The organism is Rugamonas aquatica, assembly GCF_009380215.1.
Classification (GTDB): domain Bacteria; phylum Pseudomonadota; class Gammaproteobacteria; order Burkholderiales; family Burkholderiaceae_D; genus Rugamonas; species Rugamonas aquatica_B.
This window is the reverse complement of the sequence record NZ_WHUG01000017.1, coordinates 1-24,842: the sequence shown is the minus strand read 5'-3', so window position 1 is coordinate 24,842 and position 24,842 is coordinate 1. Positions and strand designations below refer to the sequence as shown.

The following is a 24,842-nucleotide window of genomic DNA, read 5'->3' as shown; positions in this document are numbered from 1 at the left end:
AAACAACAACTTCGCGAATAAAGTAACCAAACGGTAATAAATATCGCATTTTGCCTTTTCAAGGCCCCATCAATATGCGAAATTTACGGCAGACGTGAAAAGCTAGGTTCATCCTACCCCCGATGGGCGATAGCGAACGCGCAGATTACACAACCACATCTGGGAGCAGTTTTGAATAAACCACTTTTTAAAAAAAGTGCGATCGCTATCGCATTGACCGTCGCTTTCTCGCAGCACGCCATCGCTCAGCAAGCCGCTGAAGAACCAAAGCTGCAGCGCGTTGAAATCACCGGCTCCAGCATCAAACGCACCGACAGCGAAACTTCCGCCTCGGTTCAAGTTATGACCCGTGACGACATCGAGCGTACCGGTGAACATACGGTACTGGGCCTGCTGAACGCTGCCAGCTCGATCAGCACCAGCATCAGCTCCGCCGGCGCCAGCTCGGGCAGCTTCGCCACCGGTTCGTCCGGCGTCAGCATGCGAGGCCTGGGCAAGGTTTCGACTCTGGTTCTGGTCAACGGCCGCCGCATCTCCCCTTACGGCCTGTCTGATGGCGCGCAAGAAAACTTCACCAACCTGGACGCGATCGCCACCGAAGCGATCGAGCGCATCGAGATCCTGAAAGACGGCGCATCCGCTATTTACGGTTCCGATGCGGTTGCAGGCGTGATCAACATTATCCTGCGTAAGGACTTTGAAGGCGGTAAGGTGCAGGTCAACTATGAAGCCACCGACGGCTTCCAGGACCGCCGCAACCGCAGCGCCTCGGCCATTTACGGCTACGGCGACATCGACAAGCAAGGCTTCAACACCTATATCACCTTCGAAGGCTACAAGCGCGACGGCTACACGACCGGCGAACTGCGTAATCGTTACCCGGACTGGTATCGCCAGACCCCAGGCCACTCGACCTGGGATGCCAAGAGCACCTTCTCGCCAACCGGTAACTACTTCCTGAGCAGCACGAACATTGTCGCCGCTCCAGGCTGCCCGCCAGATCAGGTCGATCCGGCCGACAAATTGTGCAAATTCGATACCTTGCCGTACACCGGCCAGACCACGAACAACAAGCGCTATGCTGCGGTCAGCAACACCCACTTCAAAATCGGCGAAAAGATCGACGCCAACTTTGAAATCACCACCGCCGGCGCCACCAATGATTACATCGTCGCTCCGCTGAGCGCGAGCAACGGCGGCACCACCACCGCGACCAATATCTGGTACAACGCGATCGCCGGTAAGATGGTTGGTCCTTTCACCTATCCGAAACTGCCAGTTGGCAACAATGGCAATCCATACTCGTTCCCGGTTGAATACCGTGCCCGTCTGATGGACACCGGTAATGGATTTAACTTCAACCGCACGGAATCGGATCAGACCCGCGTCATGCTGGCACTGACCGGCACCCTCGGTAACTACGATTGGAAATCGGCGGCTGGCTACATGACCTCGTCGGCAACCAAGTCTACCCGCGCCGTCAGCGCCAAGGGTTACACCGACGCGATCGTCAGCAACAGCTACAAGTTTGGTCAGCAAAACGACCCAGCGCTGCTGAACACCATGTTCCCGATTCGTACCACCGCCGGCAAGTCCAATATCTCCTTCATTGACGCCACTGTCAGCGGTGAAGTGATGCAACTGCCAGCTGGTCCGCTGAGCATCGCCGTGGGCACCGATCTGCGTCGCGAATCGTATGAAATGAAGAGCTCGGACAATGTGCTGAATGGCGAGCTGGTCGGCGTGTTCGGCCTGCAGGTGAAAGATACCGTCAGCCACTACGCTGTGTTCAGCGAGGCGACCATTCCGGTGATCAAGCGCGTTGAAATGAGCGCCGCGCTGCGTGCCGACAAAACCAGCGGTGCTGAAGCCCACATTTCGCCTAAGGTCGGTCTGAAAATCAATGCTACCGATTCCTTGGTGTTGCGCGGTACGGCCTCGGGTGGTTTCCGTGCGCCGAACATTGTTGAGTCCGGTAATGGCTTGGGTCGTAGCTCGGTCGCGAACAGCGTCATCGACCCACGTCGTTGCCCGATCGCTTCCGAGCTGAACAACCTGGTGCAGAACTCGAAGACTGCCACCGCGACCGATAAGCTGCTGTCCAACACTTACCGCAACAACGACTGCCTGGCTTCGCTGCCTAGCTTTGTCAATTCGAACAAGGACCTGAAGCCAGAAACCTCGCGTTCGTACACCTTGGGCATGGTCTTTGAACCGATCAAGAACTGGACCCTGGCGATCGATTACTACAACATCGAACGCAAAGACGAAATCGGTACCCGTACCGTTGGCGACGTGCTGAAAAACGAAGCCGCGCTGCCGGCTGGTCAGTTGCTGCGTGTTGACAATACCGCCACCGATAACGAGTTTATTTCTCTGGTGAAAAAGTACGCGCCGGCCACCACCACCAACTTCCAGGGCATCGGTAAGCTGGGACTGGTGTATAACCCGTATGTCAATTCCGGCAAGACCCGTGCTTCCGGCTTCGATTTCGACATGTCCGGTCGCATCAAGATCACGAATGTCGGCGACTTGAAAATCAAGCTGGATGGTACCTACTTGCTGAACTACCAGTCCTTCCTGGTGGCTGACAACGCCTACGGCATGAACAACGCCGGCAACTATACCGGCGGCGGCCGTTTGGCGACCAAACTGCGTACTTCGCTGAAAACCGGCAAGTTCGATCAGGGCGTCACCTTGAACTACAACGGTGGTTACAGCCTGAATAGCGACGACACCCCAGACTTCTGCGTAACCAACAAGGTTGCTCCGGAAAACATGGCTGCTTGTGGTCGCGTTCGCGCCTACACCACGGTAGACTACAACCTGGCGTACACCGGCATCAAGAACGTGAAGCTGAGCCTGTACATCAACAATCTGTTGAACCAGGATACGCCGGTCAACTACCGCGACACCTTCTCGCCGTTGTTCCGCACCTTCGGCGCGACCGCTGCTTACTCGTTCTAATCGCTTAGAACCGTAGCAACTGCAGGCTGAAAAACCAGGCACTTCGGTGCCTGGTTTTTTTTCGTCTGTTGCCGCTGGACAGATGCCCGCCGCGGCGTTAGAGTCGCTTGCTAAAAACTCAACTGGACACACCATGCTGGCTGCGCTGGACCACCACCTGCTCGACGACTCCGCCCGCGCCGGCTTGCGCGGCTGGCCGCGCTTCGTGACGGAGTTCCTGTACTTCGGCGTGAAGCAGGCGCGCGCCTGCCTGTTCGTCGGCCTGTTCTTCGGCGCCGTGCTGCTGGTGCCGCGCGCCGGCGTGCCGGGCCTGCCTCGCTACGATGTGCTGCTGGTCCTGGCGCTGGGGATACAGGCGTGGATGGTGTGGTCCGGGCTGGAGACCTGGGATGAGTTGAAGGCGGTCAGCCTGTTCCATGTGGTGGGCTTTGCGCTGGAAGTGTTCAAGGTGTCCGGCACGATACAGTCGTGGAGCTATCCGGACTTCGCCTACACCAAGCTGTGGGGCGTGCCGCTGTTCTCGGGCTTTATGTATGCGGCGGTCGGCAGCTACATCATCCAGGCGTGGCGCCTGTTCGACCTGCGCATCCGCCACCATCCGCCGTACTGGATGGCGGTGCTGATCGCCGTGCTGATCTACGTGAACTTCTTTGCCCACCATTACATCGGCGATTACCGCTGGTATCTGGCGGCTTGCGCGCTGGGCCTGTACGCCCGCACCACGGTGGTGTTCCGGCCGCTGGACCGCGAGCGCCGCATGCCGATGCTGCTGGCCTTCGTGCTGATCGGCTTCTTCATCTGGTTGGCCGAGAACATCAGCACCTTCTGGGGCGTGTGGCGCTATCCCAACCAGCTGGGCGCGTGGTCGGTGGTCCATGTCAGCAAGTGGAGTTCATGGTCGCTGCTGGTGGTGATGACCTTCACCATCGTCGCCCACCTCAAGCACATCAAGGCCAGCATCCACGTGCCCGAACAGTGATTGCCGGTTGCGGTTCTGCTGCAAAAATGTTATGGTTGCCGGATTTTTAGCCCCTCCTTTTATGTCCCTGAGCCGCCCTTTGCCTCCGCCCGATGTCCCGGGCGCCGATGACCTGCCCCTGGTCGTCGACCTCGACGGCACACTGATCAAGACCGATCTGCTGGCCGAGACCGCCAGCAGTTTTCTGATCGAGCAGCCGGGGCGCGCCTACCGCCTGTTCGGCTGGCTGGCCGCCGGCCGCACCACGCTGAAGGCCCGACTGGCCGAGGACACCCGCGTCGAGCTGGCATCGCTGCCGTACAACGAGGAGTTGCTGGTGTGGCTGCGCGCGGAAAAGCAGCGCGGCCGCCGCCTGGTGCTGGCCACCGCCAGCCACCACACGCTGGCCCAGGGCGTGGCCGACCACCTGGGCCTGTTCGATGAAGTACTGGGATCGGACGGCGCCACCAATCTCAAATCGCAAGCCAAGTGCGACGCGCTGGTCGCGCGCTATGGCGAGCGCGGCTTTGAATATGTCGGCAACGACTGGCCGGACGTCGCCATCTGGCGCGGCGCGGCGCAGGCCCACGTGGTCAGCCGTTCCAGGCGCCTGATCGAGGCGGCCCGCCGGCAAGGCAACCTCGGCCGCGTGCTGGACGACGGCAGGCTGTCGCCGGCGGCCGGGCTGCTGCGCGCCATGCGGCCCCATCAGTGGCTGAAGAACCTGCTGGTGCTGGTGCCGCTGCTGGCGGCCCATCACTACGACAGCGCGCTGGGCGTCATGCAAGCCTTGCTGGCGTTTGTCGTGTTCAGCCTGACCGCCTCCAGCGTCTACCTGCTCAACGACCTGGTCGATGTCGGCGACGACCGCCACCACGCGCGCAAGCGCCGCCGTCCGTTCGCCTCCGGCCAGCTGAGTCTGGTGACGGGCTGGCTGGCCTGGCCCTTGCTGCTGGCGGCCGGGGCAGGGCTGGCCTTGCTGGGGCTGCCGCCGCGCTTCATCGGCGCGCTGGCCGTGTATTTTGTGCTGACGCTGGCCTATTCGTTCCGGCTCAAGCAGGTGCCGGTGGTGGACGTGCTGTCGCTGGCCGCGCTGTACACGCTGCGCATTGTCGCCGGCGCCTTCGCGGTGTCGGTGGAGCTGTCGTTCTGGCTGCTGTCGTTCTCGATGTTCGTCTTCCTCAGCCTGGCGTTCATCAAGCGTTACAGCGAGCTGTACGCGGCCCGCCAGGCCGGCCAGAGCCAGCCGCTGCGCGGACGCGGCTATATCCAGCAAGATCTGGAGCTGGTCTCCAGCTTGGGCAGCAACGCCGGCTATATCGCCGTGCTGGTGCTGGCGTTCTACATTCAGGACGCGCACACGGCGCGGCTGTACGCGCACCCGACGCTGATCTGGCTGGCCTGCCCGCTGATGCTGTACTGGATCTCGCGCGCCTGGCTGATCGCCCACCGCGGGCAGATGCATGACGACCCCATCGTGTTCGCGATCAAGGACCGCGCCAGCTGGCTGGTCGGCGCGCTGCTGGGCGCCGTGTTCGTGCTGGCGAAGGTGCTGTGATGCGTAGCGGCGCCCGTCTTGCCCTGCTGTACGCGGTCTTCGCCCTGGTCGCCACGGCGGTCAACATCGGTTGCCAGGCCGTGGTGATCTGGGCCTATCACGGCCCGTACGCCGTGCCGTTGTCCATTCTGTTCGGCACCGGCGCCGGCCTGCCGGTCAAATACCTGCTGGAAAAGCGCCACATCTTCGGCTTCGAGTCGGAGAGCCTGGCCCACGACGGCAAGCTGTTCGTGCTCTACACCGTGATGGGCGTGTTCACCACGGCCGTGTTCTGGGGCGTCGAGTACGCCTTCGCCCACCTGTACGGCACCGACGGCATGCGCTATGTCGGCGGCGCGCTGGGCCTGACCATCGGCAACCTGATCAAATATCAGCTCGACAAGCGCTACGTGTTCGTCGCGCCCGCCGCACCCTCGGCGGAGGCGGCGTGACCGTGCTTGAGGGCTGGGGCCGCTATCCTCGGCAGGAAGCCCGCCTGCTGCTGCCGCTGTCGGCCGGCCAGTGCGCGCAGCGCCTGCGCGATGCCGGCGCGGACGGGGCGCTGATCGCGCGCGGCCTGGGCCGGGCCTACGGCGACAGCGCGCTGGCGGAGCAGGTGATGGCGATGCAACAGCTCGACCAGTTCATCTCCTTCGACCCGGAGACCGGGCTGGTGCGCTGCGCCGCCGGCGTCTCGCTCGACACCATATTGCGCGTCTTCGTGCCGCGCGGCTGGTTCCTGCCGGTCACGCCGGGCACGCGCTTCGTCACGGTCGGCGGCGCCATCGCCAGCGATGTGCACGGCAAGAACCACCACGTCGACGGCACCTTCGGCACCCATGTGCGCGAACTCGATCTGCTGCTGGGCAATGGCGAGCGGGTGACGGTCTCGCCCGCCGCCCATCCCGAGCTGTTCCACGCCACCTGCGGCGGCATGGGGTTGACCGGTGTGATCCTGGCGGCCACGGTGCAGCTCAAGCGTGTGCAGTCCAGCGATGTCATCGAGACCACCATCAAGGCGCCCAACCTGGACAGCGCGCTGGCCGCGTTCGAACAGCACGGCGCCAGCACTTATTCGGTGGCCTGGATCGATTGCCTGGCGCGCGGCGCCAGCCTGGGCCGCTCGCTGCTGATGCTCGGCGAGCACGCGCCCGCCGGCGAACTGGCGGCGCCGTCCAAGGGCGCGCTGCCGGTGCCGTTCGACCTGCCGGCCGGCCTGCTGAACCGCGCCAGCGTGCAGGCGTTCAACACGCTGTACTACCACCGCATACTGCGCCAGCGCAGCACGCGCCGGGTGCCGTACACGCCGTTCTTTTATCCGCTGGACGCGCTGTCCGGCTGGAACCGCCTGTACGGCAAGGCCGGCTTCGTGCAATACCAGTTCGCCTTGCCGCGCCAGGCCGGCGCCGCCGGCATGCGCGCCGTGCTGGCCGCCATCGCCGACTCCGGCCGCGGTTCCTTCCTGGCCGTGCTCAAGGCCTTCGGGCCGGCCAACGACCATCACCTGTCCTTCCCTGTCGAAGGCTATACGCTGGCCCTGGATTTCAAGGTCGAGCCTGCCGTGTTCGCGCTGCTCGAACACCTCGACCGCATCGTGCTTGACCACGGCGGCCGCCTGTACCTGGCCAAGGATGCCCGCATGAGCGTCGAGACCTTCCGGCGCGGCTATCCGCGCTGGCAAGAGTTCGAGCAGGTGCGCGCCCGCTGGCACGCGCATGGGCATTTCGCCTCCACCCAATCCCGTCGCTTAGGACTGTTATGAAAAAAATCTTGATTATTGGCGCCAACTCGGCGATCGCCCAGGCGGCGGCCCGCCAGTGGGCCGGCCAGGGCCATGCGCTCTACCTGATGGGCCGCGACCAGGAGCGCCTGGGCGCGCTGGCCGCCGACCTCAAGGTGCGCGGCGCCGCCGTTGTCGGCCATGGCGTGCTGGAGGTGAATGAGTTCGAGCGGCACGCGGCCGCCATCGATGCCGCCGCCGCCGCGCTGGACGGCCTGGACACGGTGCTGATCGCGCACGGCACGCTGGGCGATCAAAAGCAGTGCGAGCAGGATTTCGCCGTCGCACTGCGCGAGCTGAACACCAACGCGATCAGCGTGATGTCGCTGTTGACCTTGCTGGCCAACCGCTTCGAGGCGCAGCGCCACGGCACGCTGGCCGTGATCGGTTCGGTCGCCGGCGACCGTGGCCGCCAGTCCAACTATGTGTACGGCACCGCCAAGGGCGCGCTGGCCATTTTCCTGCAGGGCTTGCGCAACCGCCTGCATCCGGCCGGCGTCCAGGTGCTGACCATCAAGCCGGGCTTCGTCGATACGCCGATGACCGCTTCGTTCAAGAAGGGCGCGCTGTGGGCGACGCCGGAGGCGGTGGCCGCCGCCATCGTCGCCGCGGTCGAGCGCCGCCGGGATGTGCTCTACACCCCGTGGTTCTGGTGGGGCATCATGACGCTGATTAAGCTGGTGCCGGAGCGCGTCTTCAAGAAACTCAAGTTGTAACAGCGCCGCCGGGTTCAGCCCGGCGTGATGCGCATCTCGTACAGCGTGAACGAGCGCTTGCCGGTCCAGTTGTTGCGGAACTCCAGCTTCGGCTTGTCCTGCCAGGGGGCGACGGCGAAGGTCAGCGTGGTTTCCCGCACCGCGCCATCGGTGCCCTTCAGGCCGCGCACCAGCAGCGACTGGCCCTGCGCCGTGTTGTAGACATCGAACAGGGCGACATCCTCGGTGGCGGGCGCGTCGCTGCGGTAGCGCAGCGTGACGTGGTAGATGCCGAAAGGCAGCTGCAGGTAAGGGCCGAAATTGAGCATGCCGGACTGGTCCACGCCCGGTTGCGCCGTGCGCGCGTCGCCGTCCACGCGCCCGGTCTGCCCCGGCAGGCTGGCGGCCACCAGCTTCACTTCACCGGCGTGCTGGTTCTGCACCAGGCCGGCGGCCACGATGGCGGCCACACCCAGCGCGATGGCGCCGATGCGCAGCCGGCGCGCGCCGCGCACAAAACCCGCCACCAGCAGCAGCACGACCATCAGCAGCCACGCATAGTTGGGCGCATAGCTGAAGGCCCAGTCGGAGTTGTACAGCGCCGGCAGCCAATTGTGGATGCGGTGGTAGTACATCGAGTAGCCTTCCAGCGGCGTATCCAGCGCGCGGTTGAACATGTCCACCTTGGCCGTCGCGTAGCGGGAGTAGAAATACACCTGCAGCGCCACCGCTAGCCCGGCCAGCGTCAGGAACAGCGTGGCGCGGCGCTTGGACAGTTCCAGCAGCGCATACAGCGTAGGCACCATGAACACCACGGCGCCGGGCCAGCCGAAGCGGCCGGTGAAGCTCCAGCCGCCATACCAGACCGGATGCAGCGCGTTGGGCGCGAGCAGCACCACGAAGACGGCGGCCCACAGCAGCGCGAACGGGCGATTGTCGCGGTACAGCCAGCCCACGCCCAGCAAGCCCAGCAGATTGATGGGGTTTTGCAGCAGGAAGCCCTGGTTCTGGTCGAAGTGCAGGCCCAGCAGGACCATCAGGCTGGTTTTGCTCACTTCCACCGCGTCGCCCATGTAGGGACCGGACAGCTTGCCGAACGCGTACAGATTGTAGGCGCCCAGGATCACGCAGGAGGCGGCGGCCATGGCCAGCAGCCGGGCCACGCGCGGCAGGTCGCCTGATTCGCGGTAGATCTTGGCGGCCACGGCCAGAACCAGCAGCGCGCAGGCCAGGCCGAACTTGATTTGCAGCCAGGGCAGGTAGACCACCGCCAAGGCCAGCCCCAGCTCGGCGCCGGCGCTGCGCCGCTGTTGCGTGGTGAGGAACCAGTACAGGCCGGTGATGGCCAGCAGCCCGCCCAGTATGTCTGGATAGATCTGGGTGGCGGCCGGGATCAGCGGCGCGCCGACGCAGGCGGCCAGCACGGCCAGGCGGCGCGCCCGGACTTCGCTGGAGAACAGCCCCGAAATCTTCCAGGAGCACAGCACCACGCCGGCGCCGCACAGGATCATGAAGATCTTGCTGACGTTCACGCCGCCCAGCGTGAACGGCAACGCCAGCAGCAGCGGCAGGCCGAGATTGTGGATGTTGAAGTTCCCCCGGGGGCCGGCGACGGTGTGGCGGTCGGCAGGCGGCAGGTTGAAGCGCTGGGGCTGGCCGGGTTGGGTGGCGTCCTGATAAGGCAGGGTCTGCTCCAGCGCGGCGTGCTTGGCGAGGCCGTTGGCCATCACCATGTAGTGGGGTTCGTCACCGGTGGCGGTGTTGACATGCGCGTGGCGCCAGTAGCCCAGTGCCGCCAGCGCGCACAGGAAATAGATCAGCAGGAGCGGCCAGGGGGAGGTAGGTTTCTGCATTGTCGGATGTAGGGAGGGAAGGGGAAGGGCGCATGCAAAATCGGCATTGATGCACCAAAAGTAATTGATGATACAGCAATGGACGTTTTTTCTCCAGGCAACGCCCGCCGCCGCGCTGCGCGCAAGGCCACATACCTCGTATTAAGTTGTTGCGTCAAGGGTCTTTTCGCGCTACACTAGCCGGCTTCGGTATGGATTCGCCTTTTTTATGGTCCGTACTAATTTTGTAGTTCAACATATCCCCGCCCAATCGTAGGTGGGAATTGGAGAAAAAATGAGCCTTGGCCTTCTCGGTCGCAAGGTTGGTATGATGCGCATCTTCACCGATGACGGGGATTCGATCCCAGTCACCGTGTTGGACGTATCGAACAACCGTGTTGCGCAAATCAAAACTCCTGAAACTGACGGTTACTCCGCAGTTCAGGTCGCATTCGGTCAACGTCGCGCTTCCCGCGTAACGAAGGCTGTTGCTGGTCATCACGCTAAAGCTGGTGTTGAAGCCGGTACTCTGTTGAAAGAGTTCCGCGTTGACGCTACCAAAGCTGCCGAACTGAAAGCTGGCGACGTTGTTGCTGCTTCGCTGTTCGAAGTCGGTCAGAAGATCGACGTTCAAGGTGTCACGATCGGTAAAGGCTACGCCGGTACCATCAAGCGTCACCACTTTGCTTCGGGCCGTGCTACCCACGGTAACTCCCGTTCGCACAATGTTCCAGGTTCCATCGGTATGGCGCAAGATCCAGGCCGCGTGTTCCCAGGTAAGCGCATGACCGGTCACCTCGGTGACGTCACCCGCACTGTGCAGAACCTCGAAATCGCCCGTATCGATGCCGACCGTCAGCTGCTGCTGGTCAAAGGCGCGATCCCAGGTGCGAAAAATGGCCAGGTCGTTGTATCGCCTGCTGTCAAAGTTAAAGCAAAGAAGGGAGCTTAAACGATGGAACTCAAGCTCTTGAACGCTCAAGGTCAAGCCGCCTCTAACGTTGCCGCCGCCGATGCAGTTTTCGGTCGTGACTACAACGAAGCCCTGATCCACCAAGTCGTCGTTGCTTACCAAGCCAATGCTCGCAGCGGCAACCGTAAACAAAAAGACCGTGAAGAAGTCCACCACACGACCAAGAAGCCATGGCGCCAAAAAGGTACCGGCCGTGCTCGTGCTGGTATGTCGTCGTCGCCACTGTGGCGCGGCGGTGGTCGCATCTTCCCGAACTCGCCTGACGAGAACTTCACCCACAAAGTGAACAAGAAGATGTATCGCGCAGGTATCTGCTCGATCCTGTCCCAGCTGGCTCGTGAAGAGCGCCTGGTGGTTGTCGAAGATTTCGCTATCGAAGCGCCAAAAACCAAGCTGCTGTCGCAAAAGCTGACCGGCATGGGTTTTGAATCGGTTCTGATCATCACCGACGTCGCCAACGAAAACCTGGAACTGGCATCGCGCAACCTGCCTAACGTCCTGGTGGTTGAACCACGTCACGCAGATCCAATGTCCCTGGTGTTCTACAAGAAGATCCTGGTCACGAAAGCTGCACTGGCCAAGATTGAGGAGATGCTGGCATGAGCGCATTGAAATTTAGCGAAGAGCGCCTGATGAAGGTGCTGCTGGCTCCGGTCATTTCCGAGAAGGCCACCATGGTCGCGGAAAAGAACGAACAGATCGTGTTCCGTGTAACCACCGACGCGACCAAGCCAGAAATCAAAGCCGCTGTTGAACTGCTGTTCAAAGTGGAAGTGGAATCGGTGCAGACCGTTAACCGCGAAGGTAAGCAGAAGCGTTCCGGTGCCCACACCGGCCGCCGCAACCATACCAAGCGTGCTTTCGTGTGCCTGAAACCTGGCCAGGAAATCAATTTCTCCGAGGAGGCTAAATAATGGCACTCGTTAAGATGAAGCCAACCTCCCCAGGCCGTCGCGGCATGGTGAAAGTTGTGAACCCGGACCTGTACAAAGGTCGTCCGTTCGCAGCCCTGGTTGAGAAAAAATCGAAAACTGCTGGTCGTAACAACAACGGCCACATCACCACCCGCCACATCGGCGGTGGTCACAAGCAGCACTATCGCCTGATCGACTTCAAGCGTCAGAAGGATGGCATTCCAGCGAAAGTGGAACGTATCGAATACGATCCAAACCGCACCGCGAATATCGCCCTGCTGTGCTACGCCGACGGCGAGCGCCAGTACATCATCGCCACCAAAGGCATGAGCGTTGGCGACACCGTGATGAACGGTTCGGAAGCGCCGATCAAGTCGGGCAACTGCCTGCCGATCCGCAACATCCCAGTCGGTACCGTCATGCACTGCGTCGAAATGCTGCCAGGTAAGGGTGCCCAGATGGCCCGTACCGCCGGCGCCGGCGTGGTCCTGATGGCCCGCGAAGGTACCTACGCTCAAGTGCGTCTGCGCTCGGGTGAAGTGCGTCGCGTGCACATCGAGTGCCGTGCAACCGTGGGTGAAGTCGGCAATGCCGAACACAGCCTGCGTAAAATCGGTAAAGCTGGTGCGATGCGCTGGCGCGGTGTTCGTCCTACCGTTCGCGGTGTGGTCATGAACCCGGTCGATCACCCGCACGGTGGTGGTGAAGGTAAAACTGCAGCTGGTCGTCATCCAGTGTCGCCTTGGGGCCAACAGACTAAGGGTAAGAAGACCCGCAGCAACAAGCGTACTTCTTCCATGATCGTCTCGCGCCGCGGCAAGAAATAAGGGGTAGCACATGACTCGTTCATTGAAAAAAGGGCCGTTCTGTGACGCCCACCTGGTGAAAAAAGTCGAAGCCGCGCAAGCTGCCAAAGACAAAAAGCCAATCAAAACCTGGTCCCGTCGTTCGACCATCATGCCTGACTTCATCGGCCTGACGATCGCTGTACACAATGGCAAGCTGCACGTGCCGGTGTACGTCTCCGAGAACATGGTTGGTCACAAGCTCGGTGAATTCGCGCTGACCCGCACGTTCAAGGGCCATGCCGCTGACAAGAAGGCGAAGAAATAATGGAAACCAAAGCAATCCTCAAGGGTGTGCGCTTGTCGGATCAAAAAGGTCGCCTGGTGGCTGACCTGATCCGCGGCAAGAAAGTTGACGCTGCACTCAACATTCTGCAATTCAGCCCAAAAAAGGGCGCGACCATCATCAAGAAAGTGCTGGAGTCCGCAATCGCGAACGCCGAGCACAATGATGGCGCGGACATCGACGAACTGTTCGTGAAAACGATCTACGTCGAAAAGGGCCCGATCCTGAAGCGCTTCACTGCACGCGCTAAAGGCCGGGGCGATCGTATTTCGAAACAATCGTGTCACATTTACGTGACCGTCGGCAACTAAGGAGCTAAAGATGGGTCAAAAAATTCACCCAACCGGCTTCCGCCTGTCGGTTACCCGTAACTGGGCGTCGCGTTGGTACGCAGGCAACAGCAACTTCGCTGCCATGCTCAACGAAGACTTGAAAGCACGCGCATACCTGAAGACCAAACTGAAGAACGCTTCGGTCGGCCGCATCGTTATCGAGCGTCCAGCCAAGAACGCGCGCTTCACGATCTACAGCTCGCGTCCAGGCGTGGTCATTGGTAAAAAAGGCGAAGACATCGAAGTACTGAAGTCGGCGCTGACCAAGATCATGGGCGTTCCTGTCCACGTGAACATCGAAGAAATCCGCAAGCCGGAAATCGACTCGCAACTGATCGCCGATTCCATCGCTCAACAGCTGGAAAAACGCATCATGTTCCGTCGCGCCATGAAGCGCGCGATGCAAAACGCCATGCGTCTGGGTGCCCTGGGCATCAAGATCATGTCGTCGGGTCGTCTGAACGGTATCGAAATCGCTCGTAAAGAGTGGTATCGCGAAGGCCGTGTGCCACTGCACACCCTGCGCGCCGATATCGACTACGGCACCAGCGAAGCTTCGACCACCTACGGCATCATCGGTGTCAAGGTATGGGTTTACAAAGGCGACCGCGCTCCGAACGGCGACGCACCAGTGATCGATACCCCACCGGACGAGAAGAAGCCACGTGGCCCACGTCGTGACGACGGCAAACCAGCTGGCCGTCCGCGCCCAGCCGGCGCCGGCGCCAAGCCAGCCGCTCCAGGCGCTCGTGTACGCACTGCCGCCAAGCCGGCCGAGAAAGCAGGAGAATAATCATGCTGCAACCAGCACGCAGAAAGTATCGTAAAGAGCAGAAAGGCCGTAACACCGGCATTTCGCACACCGCCGGCACTTCGGTGTCGTTCGGCGAGTTCGGTCTGAAAGCCGTTGCCCGTGGTCGTATCACGGCACGCCAGATCGAGGCAGCACGTCGCGCCATGACCCGTCACATCAAACGTGGCGGCCGTATCTGGATTCGCGTGTTCCCGGACAAACCGATCTCGAACAAGCCTGCCGAAGTCCGTATGGGTAACGGTAAAGGTAATCCGGAGTACTACGTCGCTGAAATCCGTCCAGGCAAAGTCCTGTACGAAATGGATGGCGTCGCAGAAGAACTGGCGCGCGAAGCATTCCGCCTGGCCGCTGCCAAACTGCCACTGGCGACCACCTTCGTGGTCCGTCAAGTTGGTCAATAACAGGAGTGAAATATGAAAGCATCTGAACTCCGCGGCAAAGACCAGGTAGCTCTGCAAAAAGAGCTGAATGACCTGTTGAAGGCGCAATTCGGCCTGCGTATGCAAACCGCTACGCAGCAGCTGAGCAATACTTCGCAGCTCAAGAAGGTACGTCGCGATATCGCACGTGTAAAAACGGTAATGAACACGAAGGAAGCCAAATGACCGAACCAGTAAAGTCGCTCAAGCGCACCCTGATCGGTAAAGTGGTGTCCGACAAGATGGACAAAACCGTTACCGTTCTGATCGAACGTCACGTCAAGCATCCTTTGTACGGCAAGATCATCGTCCGCTCGAACAAGTATCACGCGCACGACGAGACCAACCAGGTGAAAGCCGGTGACACGGTGGAAATCGTGGAAGGTCGCCCGATCTCCAAAACGAAGGCATGGACCGTGACGCGCGTGGTGCAAGCCGCGCAAATCGTTTAATTGAAGTTTTCGCCTCCGGTCTTCGGGCCGGGGGCGATTTTCAATTAGTTCTTGCAAGCCCGCGAGTTGTATGTAATACTTGCGGGCTTCGTTCATGTAACGCCGCAAAGTGTCTGGCCACAGACGCAGAACCGTGCGGTCAGTAGCAGTACGAAGGTCAAGCACCCAAACAGTGGGCCCAGCAGGGCACTCTGGCGGGACCAAGACTGACCGCGGGTCCGCATTGTGTGGATTCTTCGGCTTAAGTTGGGAAAGAGAATACTATGATTCAAACTGAAAGCCGGCTCGAAGTGGCTGACAATACCGGTGCCAAAGAAGTAATGTGCATCAAGGTATTGGGCGGCTCCAAGCGCCGTTATGCAGGCATTGGCGACGTGATCAAGGTAACCGTTAAGGTTGCTGCGCCACGTGGCCGTGTCAAAAAAGGTGAAATTTATAACGCCGTGGTAGTGCGCACCGCTAAAGGTGTTCGCCGCCAAGACGGTTCCCTGGTGAAGTTCGACGGCAATGCCGCCGTACTGTTGAACGCCAAGCTGGAACCGATCGGTACCCGTATTTTTGGACCAGTGACGCGCGAGCTGCGCACTGAAAAGTTCATGAAGATCGTGTCCCTGGCACCGGAAGTCCTGTAAGGAGTCGTAATGGATAAGATTCGTAAAAACGACGAAGTCATCGTTCTGACCGGGAAAGACAAGGGCAAGCGTGGCGTCGTTCAGCAGCGTATCGATGCTGAGCATGTCGTGGTTGAAGGCGTCAACGTCGCTAAAAAAGCGACCAAGCCTAACCCAATGACTGGCGTACAAGGTGGTATCGTCGATAAGACTATGCCGATTCACGTGTCCAACGTTGCATTGTTCAATGCAGCGACTGGCAAGGCAGACCGTGTCGGTTTCAAAGAAGTGGATGGCAAAAAAGTCCGCGTCTTCAAATCGTCCGGCGAAGTAGTGAAGGCTTAAGAAATCATGGCACGTCTCCAAGAATTCTATAAAGAAAAAGTCGTCGCCGACCTGACCGCGAAATTCGGTTACAAGTCGGTGATGGAAGTTCCACGTCTGACCAAGATCACCCTGAACATGGGTGTTGGTGAGGCCATCGCGGACAAGAAAGTCCTCGAACACGCTGTGGGCGACCTGACCAAGATCGCTGGCCAGAAGCCAGTGACCACCAAGTCGCGCAAAGCTATCGCGGGTTTCAAAATCCGTGAAGGCTACCCGATCGGTACCATGGTCACCCTGCGCGGCGCTCGTATGTACGAGTTCCTGGATCGCTTCATCACCGTGGCTCTGCCGCGCGTGCGCGATTTCCGCGGTGTCAATGGCCGTTCGTTCGATGGTCGTGGTAACTACAACATCGGCGTGAAAGAGCAGATCATCTTCCCGGAAATCGAGTACGACAAGATCGATGCGCTGCGTGGTATGAACATTTCGATCACCACCACCGCCAAGACCGACGACGAAGCGAAAGCTCTGCTCGCCGCCTTTAAATTCCCGTTCAGGAACTAAGAAGATCATGGCAAAACTCGCACTGATTAACCGTGAGCAGAAACGCGTCGACCTGGCAAACAAGTTTGCTGCCAAGCGCGCTTCGCTGAAGGCCATCATTGATGACCAGTCGAAGTCGGAAGAAGAACGTTACGAAGCGCGCCTGAAACTGCAAGCGCTGCCACGTAACTCGGCTCCGACCCGCCAGCGTAACCGCTGCGCCGTCACCGGTCGTCCACGCGGCACCTTCCGTAAATTCGGTCTGGGCCGTATCAAGCTCCGTGAATTCGCCATGCGTGGTGAGATCCCGGGTATGACTAAAGCAAGCTGGTAATAGGAGAATATGCAATGAGTATGAGCGATCCTATCGCCGATATGCTGACCCGCATTCGTAACGCCCAAGGCGTGCAAAAGACGACCGTGGCCATGCCATCGTCGAAAGTTAAAATTGCGATTGCCAACGTCCTCAAGGACGAGGGTTACATTGAAGATTTCGCCGTAGCCGAAGCTGGTGGCAAAGCGGAACTGAAAATCGGTTTGAAGTATTATGTTGGCCGTCCCGTCATTGAGCGCCTTGAGCGCGTGTCCCGTCCGGGCCTGCGCGTCTACAAGGGCAAAGACGAGATCCCTACTGTGATGAATGGCTTGGGTGTGGCGATCGTGTCGACTCCGCAAGGCGTCATGACTGACCGCAAAGCACGCGCTACCGGTGTCGGCGGCGAAGTTATTTGCTACGTCGCATAAGGAGTTAGACATGTCTCGTGTAGCTAAAATGCCAATCGCTGTGCCAGCTGGCGCTGAAGTCGCCATCTCCGCAGCAGCGATCACCGTCAAGGGCCCTCTGGGCGTCCTGACCCAGGCCCTGAACGGCCAGGTCACGGTGGAAAACAATGCAGGAACCCTGAGCTTCGTCGCCGCTAATGACAGCCGCGAAGCCAATGCCATGTCCGGTACGCTGCGCGCACTGGTCAACAACATGGTCACTGGCGTGACCAAGGGTTTCGAGAAAAAGCTGAACCTGGTCGGTGTGGGTTACAAGGCGCAAGCGCAAGGCGACAAGCTGAATCTGTCGCTGGGCTTCTCGCACCCTGTCGTGCACTCGATGCCAGCCGGCGTCACCTGCGCTACCGCAACGCCAACGGAGATCATCATCAAAGGGATCGACCGTCAGCAAGTGGGCCAAGTGGCTGCTGAAGTTCGCGCTTACCGCTCCCCTGAGCCTTACAAGGGCAAGGGCGTCCGTTATTCGGACGAAGTGGTTAAGATTAAAGAAACCAAGAAGAAGTAACTAGGGGCTGACGATGGACAAGAAAGAATCACGTCTGCGCCGCGGACGCCAAACCCGGATCAAGATCGCGCAACAGAAAGTGAACCGCCTGTCGGTACACCGCACCAATCTGCATATCTACGCGAACCTGATCTCGCCGGATGCCAAAGTACTGGTATCGGCCTCCACGGCAGAAGTCGAAGTGCGCAACGAACTGGCTGGCAAATCGGGCAAGGGTGGCAATGCTGCCGCCGCTGCCCTGGTCGGCAAGCGCGTCGCAGAGAAAGCACTGAAAGCAGGGATTACCGAAGTCGCGTTCGACCGCTCCGGTTTCCGTTACCACGGCCGTGTGAAGGCGCTGGCAGAAGCCGCGCGCGAAGCCGGTCTGAAGTTCTAAGGAACGATCATGGCAAAAATGCAAGCAAAAATGGCAAGCGACAAGCCGGATGACGGCATGCGCGAAAAAATGATCGCGATCAACCGCGTGACCAAAGTGGTCAAGGGTGGTCGTATCATGGGTTTCGCCGCGCTGACCGTAGTTGGTGACGGCGATGGCCGCATCGGCATGGGCAAGGGCAAGTCGAAGGAAGTACCGGTTGGTGTGCAGAAGGCAATGGAAGAAGCCCGTCGCAACCTGATCAAGGTCTCCCTGAAGAACGGCACCCTGCAGCACACCGTTACCGGCCGTCACGGCGCATCGAAAGTGATGATGTCGCCTGCGAAACCAGGTACCGGCGTTATCGCTGGCGGCGCAATGCGCGCTATCTTCGAAGTAATGGGCGTGACGGACGTGGTGGCGAAATCCACCGGTTCCTCGAACCCTTACAACCTGGTACGCGCCACGCTGGATGGTCTGGCAAAAATGAGTACTCCTGCTGAGATTGCTGCGAAACGCGGCAAATCGGTAGAAGAGATCCTGGGCTAAGGTGAACGACATGGCAAAAACCCTGAAAGTACAACTGGTCAAGGGCTTGATCGGCACCCGCGTAGATCACCGCGCCACCGTGCGTGGCCTGGGCCTGCGTCGTGTGAATTCCGTGCGTGAGCTGGAAGACACCCCTGCAGTGCGCGGCATGATCAACAAAGTCTCGTACCTCGTTAAAGTAGTTGCGTAAGCCCTCGGGCTTACACACGGAGAAATCATGGAACTGAATACCATACAACCAGCCGATGGCGCTAAGCACTACAAGCGTCGCGTCGGCCGCGGTATCGGCTCCGGTCTGGGTAAAACCTCGGGCCGTGGTCACAAAGGTCAAAAATCGCGTTCGGGCGGCTTCCACAAAGTCGGTTTCGAAGGCGGTCAGATGCCTCTGCAACGCCGTCTGCCTAAGCGCGGTTTCAAGTCGCTCAACGCCACCTTCAAAGCTGAAGTGCGTCTGTCCGACCTGAACAACCTGGCGGTCGGCGATGTCGACATCCTGGTGCTGAAACAAGCTGGCGTTCTGAGCGTGCTGGCACGCGACGTACGCGTCATTCTGTCCGGCGAGATCACCAAAGCGGTGAACCTCAAAGGCCTGAAAGTGACCGCTGGCGCGAAAGCCGCCATCGAAGCAGCCGGCGGCTCGGTAGCCTGAGTTGACCGCTAACAGCTTGATCGGAGCGAAAATTGGCGACTAATCCACAATTGGCTAAAAGTGCAGCAGCTGGTTTCCCTTGGGGCCGGCTCTGGTTCTTGCTTGGCGCATTGGTGGTTTATCGTATCGGCGCTCACGTCCCGGTTCCCGGGATCGATCCGGTACAATTAGCCTTGCTGTTCAAGTCGCAAGAGGGCGGCATCATGGGCATGTTGAACATGTTCAGCGGTGGCGCTCTGGCGCGCTTCACAGTCTTTGCGCTGGGTATCACGCCTTACATCTCGGCCTCGATCATCATGCAACTGGTGTCGATCGTCTCGCCGCAGATGGAAGCGCTCAAAAAAGAAGGCGAAGCTGGCCGTCGCAAGATCACCCAGTACACCCGGTATTTCACGGTGGTGCTGGCTACGTTCCAAGCGTTGGCCATCGCAGTCGCACTGGAGTCGCAAGCAGGTCTGGTGCTGGATCCAGGCTATGCATTCCGTTTCGTGACGGTCGTTACGCTGTTGACCGGAACCATGTTCGTGATGTGGTTGGGCGAGCAGATTACCGAGCGCGGTCTCGGTAACGGTATCTCGATCATCATCTTCGCGGGTATCGCTGCCGGTCTGCCGGGCGCACTGGGAGGCCTGGCCTCGTCGGTGAGCAACGGTTCGATCGGTGCGTTCTCCGCGATCATCATCATGATCCTGGTTGTGGCGGTGACGTTCTTGGTGGTATTTGTGGAACGTGGCCAACGCAAGATTCTGGTGAACTATGCGAAACGCCAGGTGGGTAACAAGATTTACGGTGGACAAACGTCGCACCTGCCATTGAAGTTGAATATGGCCGGCGTGATCCCACCGATCTTCGCTTCGTCGATTATCTTGTTCCCGGCAACGATCGTGGACTGGTTCACAAAGGGCGCCGATACGGCCAACCCGATGGTCCGGTTCCTGAAAGATTTGGCAGCATCGATGGGGCAAGGCGAGCCTATCCACGCACTGTTGTACGCCATTGCGATCGTGTTTTTCTGTTTCTTCTATACAGCGCTGGTCTTCAACAGCAAAGAAACAGCGGACAACTTGAAGAAGAGCGGGGCCTTTGTGCCAGGGATACGTCCCGGTGAGCAGACTGCCCGCTATATCGACAAGATCCTGACACGTTTGACACTGGCTGGCGCCATCTACATCACTTTGGTGTGTTTGTTGCCGGAATTCATGCAAGCCGAGTGGAAAGTACCGTTCTATTTCGGCGGCACTTCTCTGTTGATTATTGTGGTTGTTACCATGGATTTCATGGCGCAAGTGCAAAACTACGTGATGTCGCAGCAATATGAATCGCTGCTGCGCAAAGCAAACTTCAAGGGCGGAATTCCGACGCGATAAGCGCGGTTTCATACATACCGAATGGCAAAAGACGACGTCATACAGATGCAGGGCGAGATTCTTGAGAATCTCCCGAATGCAACATTTCGAGTAAAGCTGGAAAACGGACACGTGGTGCTCGGGCATATTTCGGGTAAAATGCGGATGAACTATATCCGCATTCTTCCTGGCGACAAGGTGACGGTAGAGCTGACACCTTACGACCTGAGCCGCGCACGTATCGTGTTCCGGACCAAGTAACTTAAATAATCGAACCAAGAAGAGAGTGCAAAATGAAAGTTAACGCCTCAGTCAAGCGGATCTGCCGCAACTGCAAGATCATCAAGCGCAAGGGCGTTGTTCGCGTAATCTGCGTCGAACCACGTCACAAGCAGCGTCAAGGTTAATAACCGTTATTTATCGAGGAATAACGAATGGCACGTATTGCAGGGGTTAATATCCCCAATCATCAGCACACCGTAATCGGCCTGACGGCCATCTACGGTGTAGGCCGTCCACGCGCAAAGTTCATCTGCGCCGCAACGGGTATCGCGACCAATAAAAAGGTCAAAGATCTGGACGACAGCGAACTGGAAAAGCTGCGCGATGAAGTAGCGAAATTCATCGTCGAAGGCGATCTGCGCCGCGAACTGTCCATGAACATCAAGCGTTTGATGGATCTGGGTTGCTACCGCGGTATGCGTCACCGTAAGGGCCTGCCGGTCCGCGGTCAGCGCACCCGCACCAATGCACGTACCCGCAAGGGCCCGCGCAAAGCCGCTCAATCGCTCAAGAAATAATCTAGGGAAATCACATGGCTAAGCAACAAAGCAGCGCAGCAGCAGCGCGCGTACGCAAGAAGGTCAAGAAGAACGTTGCCGAAGGTATCGCACACGTTCACGCTTCCTTCAACAACACCATCATTACCATCACCGACCGTCAGGGCAACGCTCTGTCGTGGGCGACCTCCGGTGGTGCTGGCTTCAAGGGTTCGCGTAAATCGACCCCGTTCGCAGCGCAGGTTGCGGCTGAAGCAGCTGGTAAAGTCGCAGTCGAATGCGGCGTGAAGAACCTGGAAGTGCGTATCAAGGGCCCTGGTCCTGGTCGCGAATCCGCAGTGCGCGCACTGAACAACCTGGGCATCAAGATCACCGAGATCCAGGACGTTACCCCAGTACCGCACAACGGCTGCCGTCCTCCAAAACGTCGTCGTATCTAAGAGTCCGGTCGGCGGCGAAGCTTGCTTCGCCTCCTTCCGACTTGCAGAAATCGCTGGAGCAGGAGACCGGAAACGGTTATACTGCCCGGCTGTTGTCGCCTGTCGAACAGCGTTCGGCGGGTTATTCGCATTTTAGCCACCGTCTGGCCCACCCTGAGGATCAGACTAGCGCCTAACCATCGTTGCGATGGCTGGGGCGTTATTATTTAAAAAAAGGAAGCATCGTGGCACGTTATATCGGACCTAAAGCAAAACTCTCCCGTCGTGAAGGTACTGACCTGTTCCTGAAGAGCGCACGTCGCTCGCTGGACAGCAAGTGCAAACTGGACGTCAAACCAGGCCAGCACGGCGTGAAATCGGGTGCCCGCACCTCGGACTACGGCAACCAACTGCGCGAAAAGCAAAAAGTTAAGCGTATGTACGGCGTTCTGGAACGTCAGTTCCGTCGCTACTTCGCAGAAGCCGACCGTCGCAAAGGCAACACCGGCGAAACCCTGCTGAAGCTGCTGGAAACCCGCCTGGACAACGTTGCATACCGCATGGGCTTCGGCTCGACCCGCGCTGAAGCGCGTCAGCTGGTATCGCACAAAGCGTTCACCGTGAACGGCCAAGTGGTCAACATCGCTTCGTACGTGGTCAAAGTCGGCGACGTCATCGCTGTTCGTGAAAAATCGAAAAAGCAAGTGCGTATCGTTGAAGCGCTGTCGCTGGCTGAACAAGTTGGCATGCCAGCTTGGGTGTCGGTCGATGCCAAGAAAATGGAAGGTACTTTCAAGTCCCTGCCAGAGCGCAATGAGATCGCCAACGACGTCAACGAATCGCTGATCGTCGAACTGTACTCGCGTTAATCTGTAGTCTAGTCGTAAAAAACCCGCCCACTCGCTCGAGTGGGCGTTTTCACTGATGCCATCAGCCTTATCGGCCTAACGCGCCGAGGGTATTGAAGAGGACACCACATGCAAAACAGTCTGTTGAAGCCACGTATTATCGATGTAGAGGCGCTGGGCGCCGGCCACGCTAAAGTAGTGATGGAGCCGTTCGAACGCGGCTATGGCCATACATTGGGTAATGCGCTGCGCCGCGTACTGCTGTCGTCGATGGTGGGCTACGCGCCGACCGAAGTGACGATCGCGGGCGTTGTACACGAATACTCGTCGCTCGACGGCGTGCAAGAAGACGTCGTTGACCTGCTGCTGAACCTGAAGGGCGTGGTCTTCAAAGTCCACAACCGTGACTCCGTCACCCTGACCCTGAAAAAGGAAGGCGAAGGCGCCATCCTGGCTTCGGACATCGATCTGCCACACGACGTGGAACTGATCAATCCGGACCACGTGATCGCTCACCTGACCGCCGGCGGCAAACTGGACATGCAGATCAAAGTCGAAAAAGGCCGTGGCTATGTGCCAGGTAACGTACGCCGCCTGTCCGAAGACACCAACAAAACCATCGGCCGCATCATTCTGGATGCATCGTTCTCGCCCGTGCGCCGCGTTTCCTACTTCGTCGAGTCCGCTCGCGTGGAACAGCGTACCGACCTGGACAAGCTGATCATCAACATCGAAACCAACGGCGTCATCTCGCCGGAAGAAGCGATCCGTCAATCGGCCCGCGTGCTGGTCGATCAACTGAACGTGTTCGCCGCCCTGGAAGGCACCGAAGCCGCTGCTGAAGCGCCTTCGCGCGCTCCGCTGGTCGATCCTATCCTGCTGCGTCCAGTGGACGATCTGGAACTGACCGTGCGTTCGGCCAACTGCCTGAAAGCCGAAAACATCTACTACATCGGCGACCTGATCCAGCGTTCGGAAAACGAACTGCTGAAGACGCCGAACCTGGGCCGCAAGTCCCTGAACGAAATCAAGGAAGTTCTGGCATCCCGCGGTCTGACCCTGGGCATGAAGCTGGAAAACTGGCCGCCTGCTGGTCTGGAAAAATAACAGATTGGGTGACAGTGCTGGACATCGCGCAGCGATGTTCTGCCCTGTTACCAACTGATTTGTAGTTGCTGCACCGCCCGCTACATGTCGTAGCGGGCGTATATCCCTAGAACCGGTCCGCGCTCACCTTCAAACGTGAGCGATCGAAGAACTCGGATTTAAACACCTGAAAGGAAGTACCATGCGTCACCGTCACGGCCTCCGTAAACTGAATCGTACCTCGTCCCACCGTCTGGCAATGCTGCGCAACATGACCGTTTCCCTGCTGCGTCATGAAGCCATCAAAACCACGCTGCCAAAAGCTAAAGAACTGCGCCGCGTAGTTGAGCCTATCCTGACCCTGGGCAAGACCGACACCCTGGCTAACAAGCGTCTGGCATTCTCCCGTCTGCGCGATCGTGAAATGGTTCTGAAGCTGTTCGCAGAACTGGGCCCACGCTACGCAAACCGCAACGGCGGCTACCTGCGCATCCTGAAAATGGGTTTCCGTGTTGGCGACAACGCTCCAATGGCTTACGTTGAGCTGCTGGACCGTCCAGAAGTCACCGACATCGACGCAGCGCCAACCGCTGAAGAGTAATCTTCGCCGTTGTCACCGTGTGATTGAAGAAAGCCAGGCTCTGCCTGGCTTTTTTTATGGCTTCACGGCTTAAGCCCCGCCTCATGCGCAAATGGCAAGCCCGGTGTACTATGCTGGTGCTCGTTTCGTCGAAAGAAAACACATGCTTCGTATCGCCCGCCTTTTACTGCCGCTGCTGTCGTTGATCGCCATGTTGACCGCCCGTCCCGCGCTGGCCGACGATGGTTTTCTTGAGCCCGACCAGGCCTTCAAATTCTCCGCCCGCATGGTCGACGGCCACACTGTGTCGGTCAGCTTCCAGATCGCCGACGGCTATTATATGTACCGCGAGCGCTTCAAGTTCAGCGCGGTGGGCGCCAGGCTGGGCGCGCTGGCCATCCCGGCCGGCACGGTGCACTTCGATGAAACCTTCGGCAAGAATGTCGAGACCTACCGCAAGGCCGTCACGATGACGCTGCCGGTGGAGGGCGAGGGCCCGTACACGCTGATGGCGGTCGGGCAGGGCTGCTCCGACAAGGGCCTGTGCTACGCGCCCCAGGACTACAAGATCCAGCTGACCAGCAGCGGCTCGGTGCCGCTGCCCGCCGCGACGGCGGCCGCCGCCAAGCCGGGCGCCCCGGTTGCCGCCGCGCCGGCC

The 24,842-nt window shown here is 59.4% G+C and carries 36 protein-coding genes; 35 read left to right on the top strand and 1 reads right to left on the bottom strand.

The features are described 5' to 3' along the window. The first annotated feature begins 213 nt into the window (after positions 1-213). From GEV02_RS27945 to GEV02_RS27920, 6 genes are all read left to right on the top strand, one after another. A complete protein-coding gene (locus GEV02_RS27945) occupies positions 214-2,967 on the top strand; it encodes a TonB-dependent receptor plug domain-containing protein (protein WP_235922989.1) in 2,754 nt (917 codons plus the stop codon). Between the two features lie 133 nt (positions 2,968-3,100). Continuing rightward, positions 3,101-3,946, top strand: coding sequence for a DUF817 domain-containing protein (locus tag GEV02_RS27940; RefSeq protein ID WP_152841156.1), 846 nt, complete (start codon positions 3,101-3,103; stop codon positions 3,944-3,946). Between the two features lie 79 nt (positions 3,947-4,025). Continuing rightward, positions 4,026-5,483, top strand: coding sequence for a UbiA family prenyltransferase (locus GEV02_RS27935; protein WP_235922987.1), 1,458 nt, complete (start codon positions 4,026-4,028; stop codon positions 5,481-5,483). Further along, positions 5,483-5,914, top strand: coding sequence for a GtrA family protein (locus GEV02_RS27930; protein WP_152841152.1), 432 nt, complete (start codon positions 5,483-5,485; stop codon positions 5,912-5,914). Before GEV02_RS27935 ends, GEV02_RS27930 begins: the two co-directional genes overlap by 1 nt. Further along, positions 5,911-7,224, top strand: a complete 1,314-nt coding sequence (locus GEV02_RS27925; RefSeq protein ID WP_328595937.1) for an FAD-binding oxidoreductase — start codon at positions 5,911-5,913, stop codon at positions 7,222-7,224. Before GEV02_RS27930 ends, GEV02_RS27925 begins: the two co-directional genes overlap by 4 nt. Next, positions 7,221-7,958 (top strand): SDR family oxidoreductase, encoded by a 738-nt coding sequence (locus GEV02_RS27920; RefSeq protein ID WP_152841150.1) that lies wholly within the window; start codon positions 7,221-7,223, stop codon positions 7,956-7,958. Before GEV02_RS27925 ends, GEV02_RS27920 begins: the two co-directional genes overlap by 4 nt. A 14-nt stretch (positions 7,959-7,972) precedes the next feature. Here the strand turns inward: GEV02_RS27920 and GEV02_RS27915 are convergent, their stop codons facing one another. Beyond that, positions 7,973-9,790 (bottom strand): hypothetical protein, encoded by a 1,818-nt coding sequence (locus GEV02_RS27915; RefSeq protein ID WP_152841149.1) that lies wholly within the window; start codon positions 9,788-9,790, stop codon positions 7,973-7,975. A gap of 274 nt (positions 9,791-10,064) precedes the next feature. On the opposite strand from GEV02_RS27915, the gene rplC reads away from it, so the two are divergent. The 29 genes from rplC to GEV02_RS27770 all read left to right on the top strand — a co-directional run. Continuing rightward, positions 10,065-10,721, top strand: coding sequence for a 50S ribosomal protein L3 (gene rplC / locus GEV02_RS27910; RefSeq protein WP_008444287.1), 657 nt, complete (start codon positions 10,065-10,067; stop codon positions 10,719-10,721). A 3-nt stretch (positions 10,722-10,724) separates the two neighbouring features. After that, positions 10,725-11,345 carry a 50S ribosomal protein L4 gene (gene rplD / locus GEV02_RS27905; protein ID WP_008444290.1) on the top strand — a complete coding sequence of 207 codons (621 nt, stop codon included), beginning with the start codon at positions 10,725-10,727 and terminating at the stop codon, positions 11,343-11,345. Beyond that, positions 11,342-11,656: a 50S ribosomal protein L23 gene (gene rplW, locus GEV02_RS27900; protein ID WP_008444291.1), complete on the top strand. Its 315-nt coding sequence runs from the start codon at positions 11,342-11,344 to the stop codon at positions 11,654-11,656. Before rplD ends, rplW begins: the two co-directional genes overlap by 4 nt. Then, positions 11,656-12,483, top strand: a complete 828-nt coding sequence (gene rplB, locus GEV02_RS27895) for a 50S ribosomal protein L2 (protein ID WP_008444293.1) — start codon at positions 11,656-11,658, stop codon at positions 12,481-12,483. Before rplW ends, rplB begins: the two co-directional genes overlap by 1 nt. 10 nt (positions 12,484-12,493) lie before the next feature. Beyond that, positions 12,494-12,769 carry a 30S ribosomal protein S19 gene (gene rpsS, locus GEV02_RS27890; RefSeq protein WP_008444295.1) on the top strand — a complete coding sequence of 92 codons (276 nt, stop codon included), beginning with the start codon at positions 12,494-12,496 and terminating at the stop codon, positions 12,767-12,769. Further along, positions 12,766-13,098 carry a 50S ribosomal protein L22 gene (gene rplV, locus GEV02_RS27885; protein ID WP_174864456.1) on the top strand — a complete coding sequence of 111 codons (333 nt, stop codon included), beginning with the start codon at positions 12,766-12,768 and terminating at the stop codon, positions 13,096-13,098. The genes rpsS and rplV overlap by 4 nt, the downstream gene beginning before the upstream one ends. Positions 13,099-13,108: 10 nt before the next feature. Then, positions 13,109-13,912 carry a 30S ribosomal protein S3 gene (gene rpsC, locus GEV02_RS27880; RefSeq protein WP_152841147.1) on the top strand — a complete coding sequence of 268 codons (804 nt, stop codon included), beginning with the start codon at positions 13,109-13,111 and terminating at the stop codon, positions 13,910-13,912. A 2-nt stretch (positions 13,913-13,914) separates the two neighbouring features. Continuing rightward, on the top strand, positions 13,915-14,334 hold the full coding sequence (gene rplP / locus GEV02_RS27875) for a 50S ribosomal protein L16 (protein ID WP_008444302.1): 420 nt from the start codon (positions 13,915-13,917) through the stop codon (positions 14,332-14,334). 12 nt (positions 14,335-14,346) lie between these two features. Then, positions 14,347-14,538, top strand: coding sequence for a 50S ribosomal protein L29 (gene rpmC / locus GEV02_RS27870; protein ID WP_008444304.1), 192 nt, complete (start codon positions 14,347-14,349; stop codon positions 14,536-14,538). After that, on the top strand, positions 14,535-14,804 hold the full coding sequence (rpsQ, locus tag GEV02_RS27865) for a 30S ribosomal protein S17 (protein WP_008444314.1): 270 nt from the start codon (positions 14,535-14,537) through the stop codon (positions 14,802-14,804). Before rpmC ends, rpsQ begins: the two co-directional genes overlap by 4 nt. Positions 14,805-15,067: 263 nt before the next feature. Next, on the top strand, positions 15,068-15,436 hold the full coding sequence (rplN, locus tag GEV02_RS27860; RefSeq protein WP_008444317.1) for a 50S ribosomal protein L14: 369 nt from the start codon (positions 15,068-15,070) through the stop codon (positions 15,434-15,436). 9 nt (positions 15,437-15,445) lie between these two features. Then, positions 15,446-15,760: a 50S ribosomal protein L24 gene (gene rplX / locus GEV02_RS27855; protein ID WP_008444319.1), complete on the top strand. Its 315-nt coding sequence runs from the start codon at positions 15,446-15,448 to the stop codon at positions 15,758-15,760. A 6-nt stretch (positions 15,761-15,766) separates the two neighbouring features. After that, positions 15,767-16,306: a 50S ribosomal protein L5 gene (gene rplE / locus GEV02_RS27850; RefSeq protein ID WP_008444321.1), complete on the top strand. Its 540-nt coding sequence runs from the start codon at positions 15,767-15,769 to the stop codon at positions 16,304-16,306. Positions 16,307-16,313: 7 nt separating this feature from the next. Next, the gene (gene rpsN, locus GEV02_RS27845) at positions 16,314-16,619 is read left to right on the top strand and encodes a 30S ribosomal protein S14 (protein ID WP_008444324.1); all 306 of its coding nucleotides are present in this window, start codon (positions 16,314-16,316) and stop codon (positions 16,617-16,619) included. Positions 16,620-16,633: 14 nt separating this feature from the next. After that, positions 16,634-17,029 carry a 30S ribosomal protein S8 gene (rpsH, locus tag GEV02_RS27840; protein WP_008444325.1) on the top strand — a complete coding sequence of 132 codons (396 nt, stop codon included), beginning with the start codon at positions 16,634-16,636 and terminating at the stop codon, positions 17,027-17,029. 10 nt (positions 17,030-17,039) lie between these two features. After that, on the top strand, positions 17,040-17,573 hold the full coding sequence (gene rplF, locus GEV02_RS27835) for a 50S ribosomal protein L6 (protein WP_008444327.1): 534 nt from the start codon (positions 17,040-17,042) through the stop codon (positions 17,571-17,573). Between the two features lie 13 nt (positions 17,574-17,586). After that, positions 17,587-17,949: a 50S ribosomal protein L18 gene (rplR, locus tag GEV02_RS27830; protein ID WP_008444329.1), complete on the top strand. Its 363-nt coding sequence runs from the start codon at positions 17,587-17,589 to the stop codon at positions 17,947-17,949. Between the two features lie 9 nt (positions 17,950-17,958). After that, a complete protein-coding gene (rpsE, locus tag GEV02_RS27825; RefSeq protein ID WP_008444331.1) occupies positions 17,959-18,477 on the top strand; it encodes a 30S ribosomal protein S5 in 519 nt (172 codons plus the stop codon). Between the two features lie 10 nt (positions 18,478-18,487). Continuing rightward, on the top strand, positions 18,488-18,667 hold the full coding sequence (gene rpmD / locus GEV02_RS27820; protein WP_152807911.1) for a 50S ribosomal protein L30: 180 nt from the start codon (positions 18,488-18,490) through the stop codon (positions 18,665-18,667). 27 nt (positions 18,668-18,694) lie between these two features. Continuing rightward, positions 18,695-19,126 carry a 50S ribosomal protein L15 gene (gene rplO, locus GEV02_RS27815; protein ID WP_008444334.1) on the top strand — a complete coding sequence of 144 codons (432 nt, stop codon included), beginning with the start codon at positions 18,695-18,697 and terminating at the stop codon, positions 19,124-19,126. 32 nt (positions 19,127-19,158) lie between these two features. Further along, a complete protein-coding gene (secY, locus tag GEV02_RS27810) occupies positions 19,159-20,493 on the top strand; it encodes a preprotein translocase subunit SecY (RefSeq protein WP_152841145.1) in 1,335 nt (444 codons plus the stop codon). A 21-nt stretch (positions 20,494-20,514) separates the two neighbouring features. Next, a complete protein-coding gene (gene infA, locus GEV02_RS27805) occupies positions 20,515-20,733 on the top strand; it encodes a translation initiation factor IF-1 (RefSeq protein WP_005663428.1) in 219 nt (72 codons plus the stop codon). Positions 20,734-20,765: 32 nt separating this feature from the next. After that, positions 20,766-20,879, top strand: coding sequence for a 50S ribosomal protein L36 (rpmJ, locus tag GEV02_RS27800; RefSeq protein WP_005663407.1), 114 nt, complete (start codon positions 20,766-20,768; stop codon positions 20,877-20,879). Between the two features lie 27 nt (positions 20,880-20,906). Then, positions 20,907-21,272: a 30S ribosomal protein S13 gene (gene rpsM, locus GEV02_RS27795; RefSeq protein WP_008444337.1), complete on the top strand. Its 366-nt coding sequence runs from the start codon at positions 20,907-20,909 to the stop codon at positions 21,270-21,272. Between the two features lie 14 nt (positions 21,273-21,286). After that, positions 21,287-21,691, top strand: a complete 405-nt coding sequence (gene rpsK / locus GEV02_RS27790) for a 30S ribosomal protein S11 (protein WP_008444339.1) — start codon at positions 21,287-21,289, stop codon at positions 21,689-21,691. A gap of 224 nt (positions 21,692-21,915) precedes the next feature. After that, on the top strand, positions 21,916-22,539 hold the full coding sequence (gene rpsD, locus GEV02_RS27785; RefSeq protein WP_008444341.1) for a 30S ribosomal protein S4: 624 nt from the start codon (positions 21,916-21,918) through the stop codon (positions 22,537-22,539). Positions 22,540-22,647: 108 nt separating this feature from the next. Then, positions 22,648-23,625, top strand: coding sequence for a DNA-directed RNA polymerase subunit alpha (locus GEV02_RS27780; RefSeq protein WP_008444343.1), 978 nt, complete (start codon positions 22,648-22,650; stop codon positions 23,623-23,625). 181 nt (positions 23,626-23,806) lie between these two features. Next, complete coding sequence (rplQ, locus tag GEV02_RS27775; RefSeq protein WP_152841143.1) at positions 23,807-24,205, top strand: 50S ribosomal protein L17; 399 nt, start codon at positions 23,807-23,809, stop codon at positions 24,203-24,205. A gap of 142 nt (positions 24,206-24,347) precedes the next feature. Beyond that, a partial coding sequence (locus GEV02_RS27770) for a protein-disulfide reductase DsbD N-terminal domain-containing protein (protein ID WP_217433166.1) occupies positions 24,348-24,842 on the top strand: 495 nt, incomplete at its 3' end.

Bases quoted from the DNA above. Each gene is read 5' to 3' on its own strand.
- GEV02_RS27940 (WP_152841156.1), top strand. From the start codon at position 3,101: ATGCTGGCTGCGCTGGACCACCACCTGCTCGACGACTCCGCCCGCGCC.
- GEV02_RS27930 (WP_152841152.1), top strand. From the start codon at position 5,483: ATGCGTAGCGGCGCCCGTCTTGCCCTGCTGTACGCGGTCTTCGCCCTG.
- GEV02_RS27920 (WP_152841150.1), top strand. From the start codon at position 7,221: ATGAAAAAAATCTTGATTATTGGCGCCAACTCGGCGATCGCCCAGGCG.
- GEV02_RS27915 (WP_152841149.1), bottom strand. From the start codon at position 9,790: ATGCAGAAACCTACCTCCCCCTGGCCGCTCCTGCTGATCTATTTCCTG.
- rplC (WP_008444287.1), top strand. From the start codon at position 10,065: ATGAGCCTTGGCCTTCTCGGTCGCAAGGTTGGTATGATGCGCATCTTC.
- rplD (WP_008444290.1), top strand. From the start codon at position 10,725: ATGGAACTCAAGCTCTTGAACGCTCAAGGTCAAGCCGCCTCTAACGTT.
- rplW (WP_008444291.1), top strand. From the start codon at position 11,342: ATGAGCGCATTGAAATTTAGCGAAGAGCGCCTGATGAAGGTGCTGCTG.
- rplB (WP_008444293.1), top strand. From the start codon at position 11,656: ATGGCACTCGTTAAGATGAAGCCAACCTCCCCAGGCCGTCGCGGCATG.
- rpsS (WP_008444295.1), top strand. From the start codon at position 12,494: ATGACTCGTTCATTGAAAAAAGGGCCGTTCTGTGACGCCCACCTGGTG.
- rpsC (WP_152841147.1), top strand. From the start codon at position 13,109: ATGGGTCAAAAAATTCACCCAACCGGCTTCCGCCTGTCGGTTACCCGT.
- rplP (WP_008444302.1), top strand. From the start codon at position 13,915: ATGCTGCAACCAGCACGCAGAAAGTATCGTAAAGAGCAGAAAGGCCGT.
- rpmC (WP_008444304.1), top strand. From the start codon at position 14,347: ATGAAAGCATCTGAACTCCGCGGCAAAGACCAGGTAGCTCTGCAAAAA.
- rpsQ (WP_008444314.1), top strand. From the start codon at position 14,535: ATGACCGAACCAGTAAAGTCGCTCAAGCGCACCCTGATCGGTAAAGTG.
- rplN (WP_008444317.1), top strand. From the start codon at position 15,068: ATGATTCAAACTGAAAGCCGGCTCGAAGTGGCTGACAATACCGGTGCC.
- rplX (WP_008444319.1), top strand. From the start codon at position 15,446: ATGGATAAGATTCGTAAAAACGACGAAGTCATCGTTCTGACCGGGAAA.
- rplE (WP_008444321.1), top strand. From the start codon at position 15,767: ATGGCACGTCTCCAAGAATTCTATAAAGAAAAAGTCGTCGCCGACCTG.
- rpsN (WP_008444324.1), top strand. From the start codon at position 16,314: ATGGCAAAACTCGCACTGATTAACCGTGAGCAGAAACGCGTCGACCTG.
- rpsH (WP_008444325.1), top strand. From the start codon at position 16,634: ATGAGTATGAGCGATCCTATCGCCGATATGCTGACCCGCATTCGTAAC.
- rplF (WP_008444327.1), top strand. From the start codon at position 17,040: ATGTCTCGTGTAGCTAAAATGCCAATCGCTGTGCCAGCTGGCGCTGAA.
- rplR (WP_008444329.1), top strand. From the start codon at position 17,587: ATGGACAAGAAAGAATCACGTCTGCGCCGCGGACGCCAAACCCGGATC.
- rpsE (WP_008444331.1), top strand. From the start codon at position 17,959: ATGGCAAAAATGCAAGCAAAAATGGCAAGCGACAAGCCGGATGACGGC.
- rpmD (WP_152807911.1), top strand. From the start codon at position 18,488: ATGGCAAAAACCCTGAAAGTACAACTGGTCAAGGGCTTGATCGGCACC.
- rplO (WP_008444334.1), top strand. From the start codon at position 18,695: ATGGAACTGAATACCATACAACCAGCCGATGGCGCTAAGCACTACAAG.
- infA (WP_005663428.1), top strand. From the start codon at position 20,515: ATGGCAAAAGACGACGTCATACAGATGCAGGGCGAGATTCTTGAGAAT.
- rpmJ (WP_005663407.1), top strand. From the start codon at position 20,766: ATGAAAGTTAACGCCTCAGTCAAGCGGATCTGCCGCAACTGCAAGATC.
- rpsM (WP_008444337.1), top strand. From the start codon at position 20,907: ATGGCACGTATTGCAGGGGTTAATATCCCCAATCATCAGCACACCGTA.
- rpsK (WP_008444339.1), top strand. From the start codon at position 21,287: ATGGCTAAGCAACAAAGCAGCGCAGCAGCAGCGCGCGTACGCAAGAAG.
- GEV02_RS27780 (WP_008444343.1), top strand. From the start codon at position 22,648: ATGCAAAACAGTCTGTTGAAGCCACGTATTATCGATGTAGAGGCGCTG.
- rplQ (WP_152841143.1), top strand. From the start codon at position 23,807: ATGCGTCACCGTCACGGCCTCCGTAAACTGAATCGTACCTCGTCCCAC.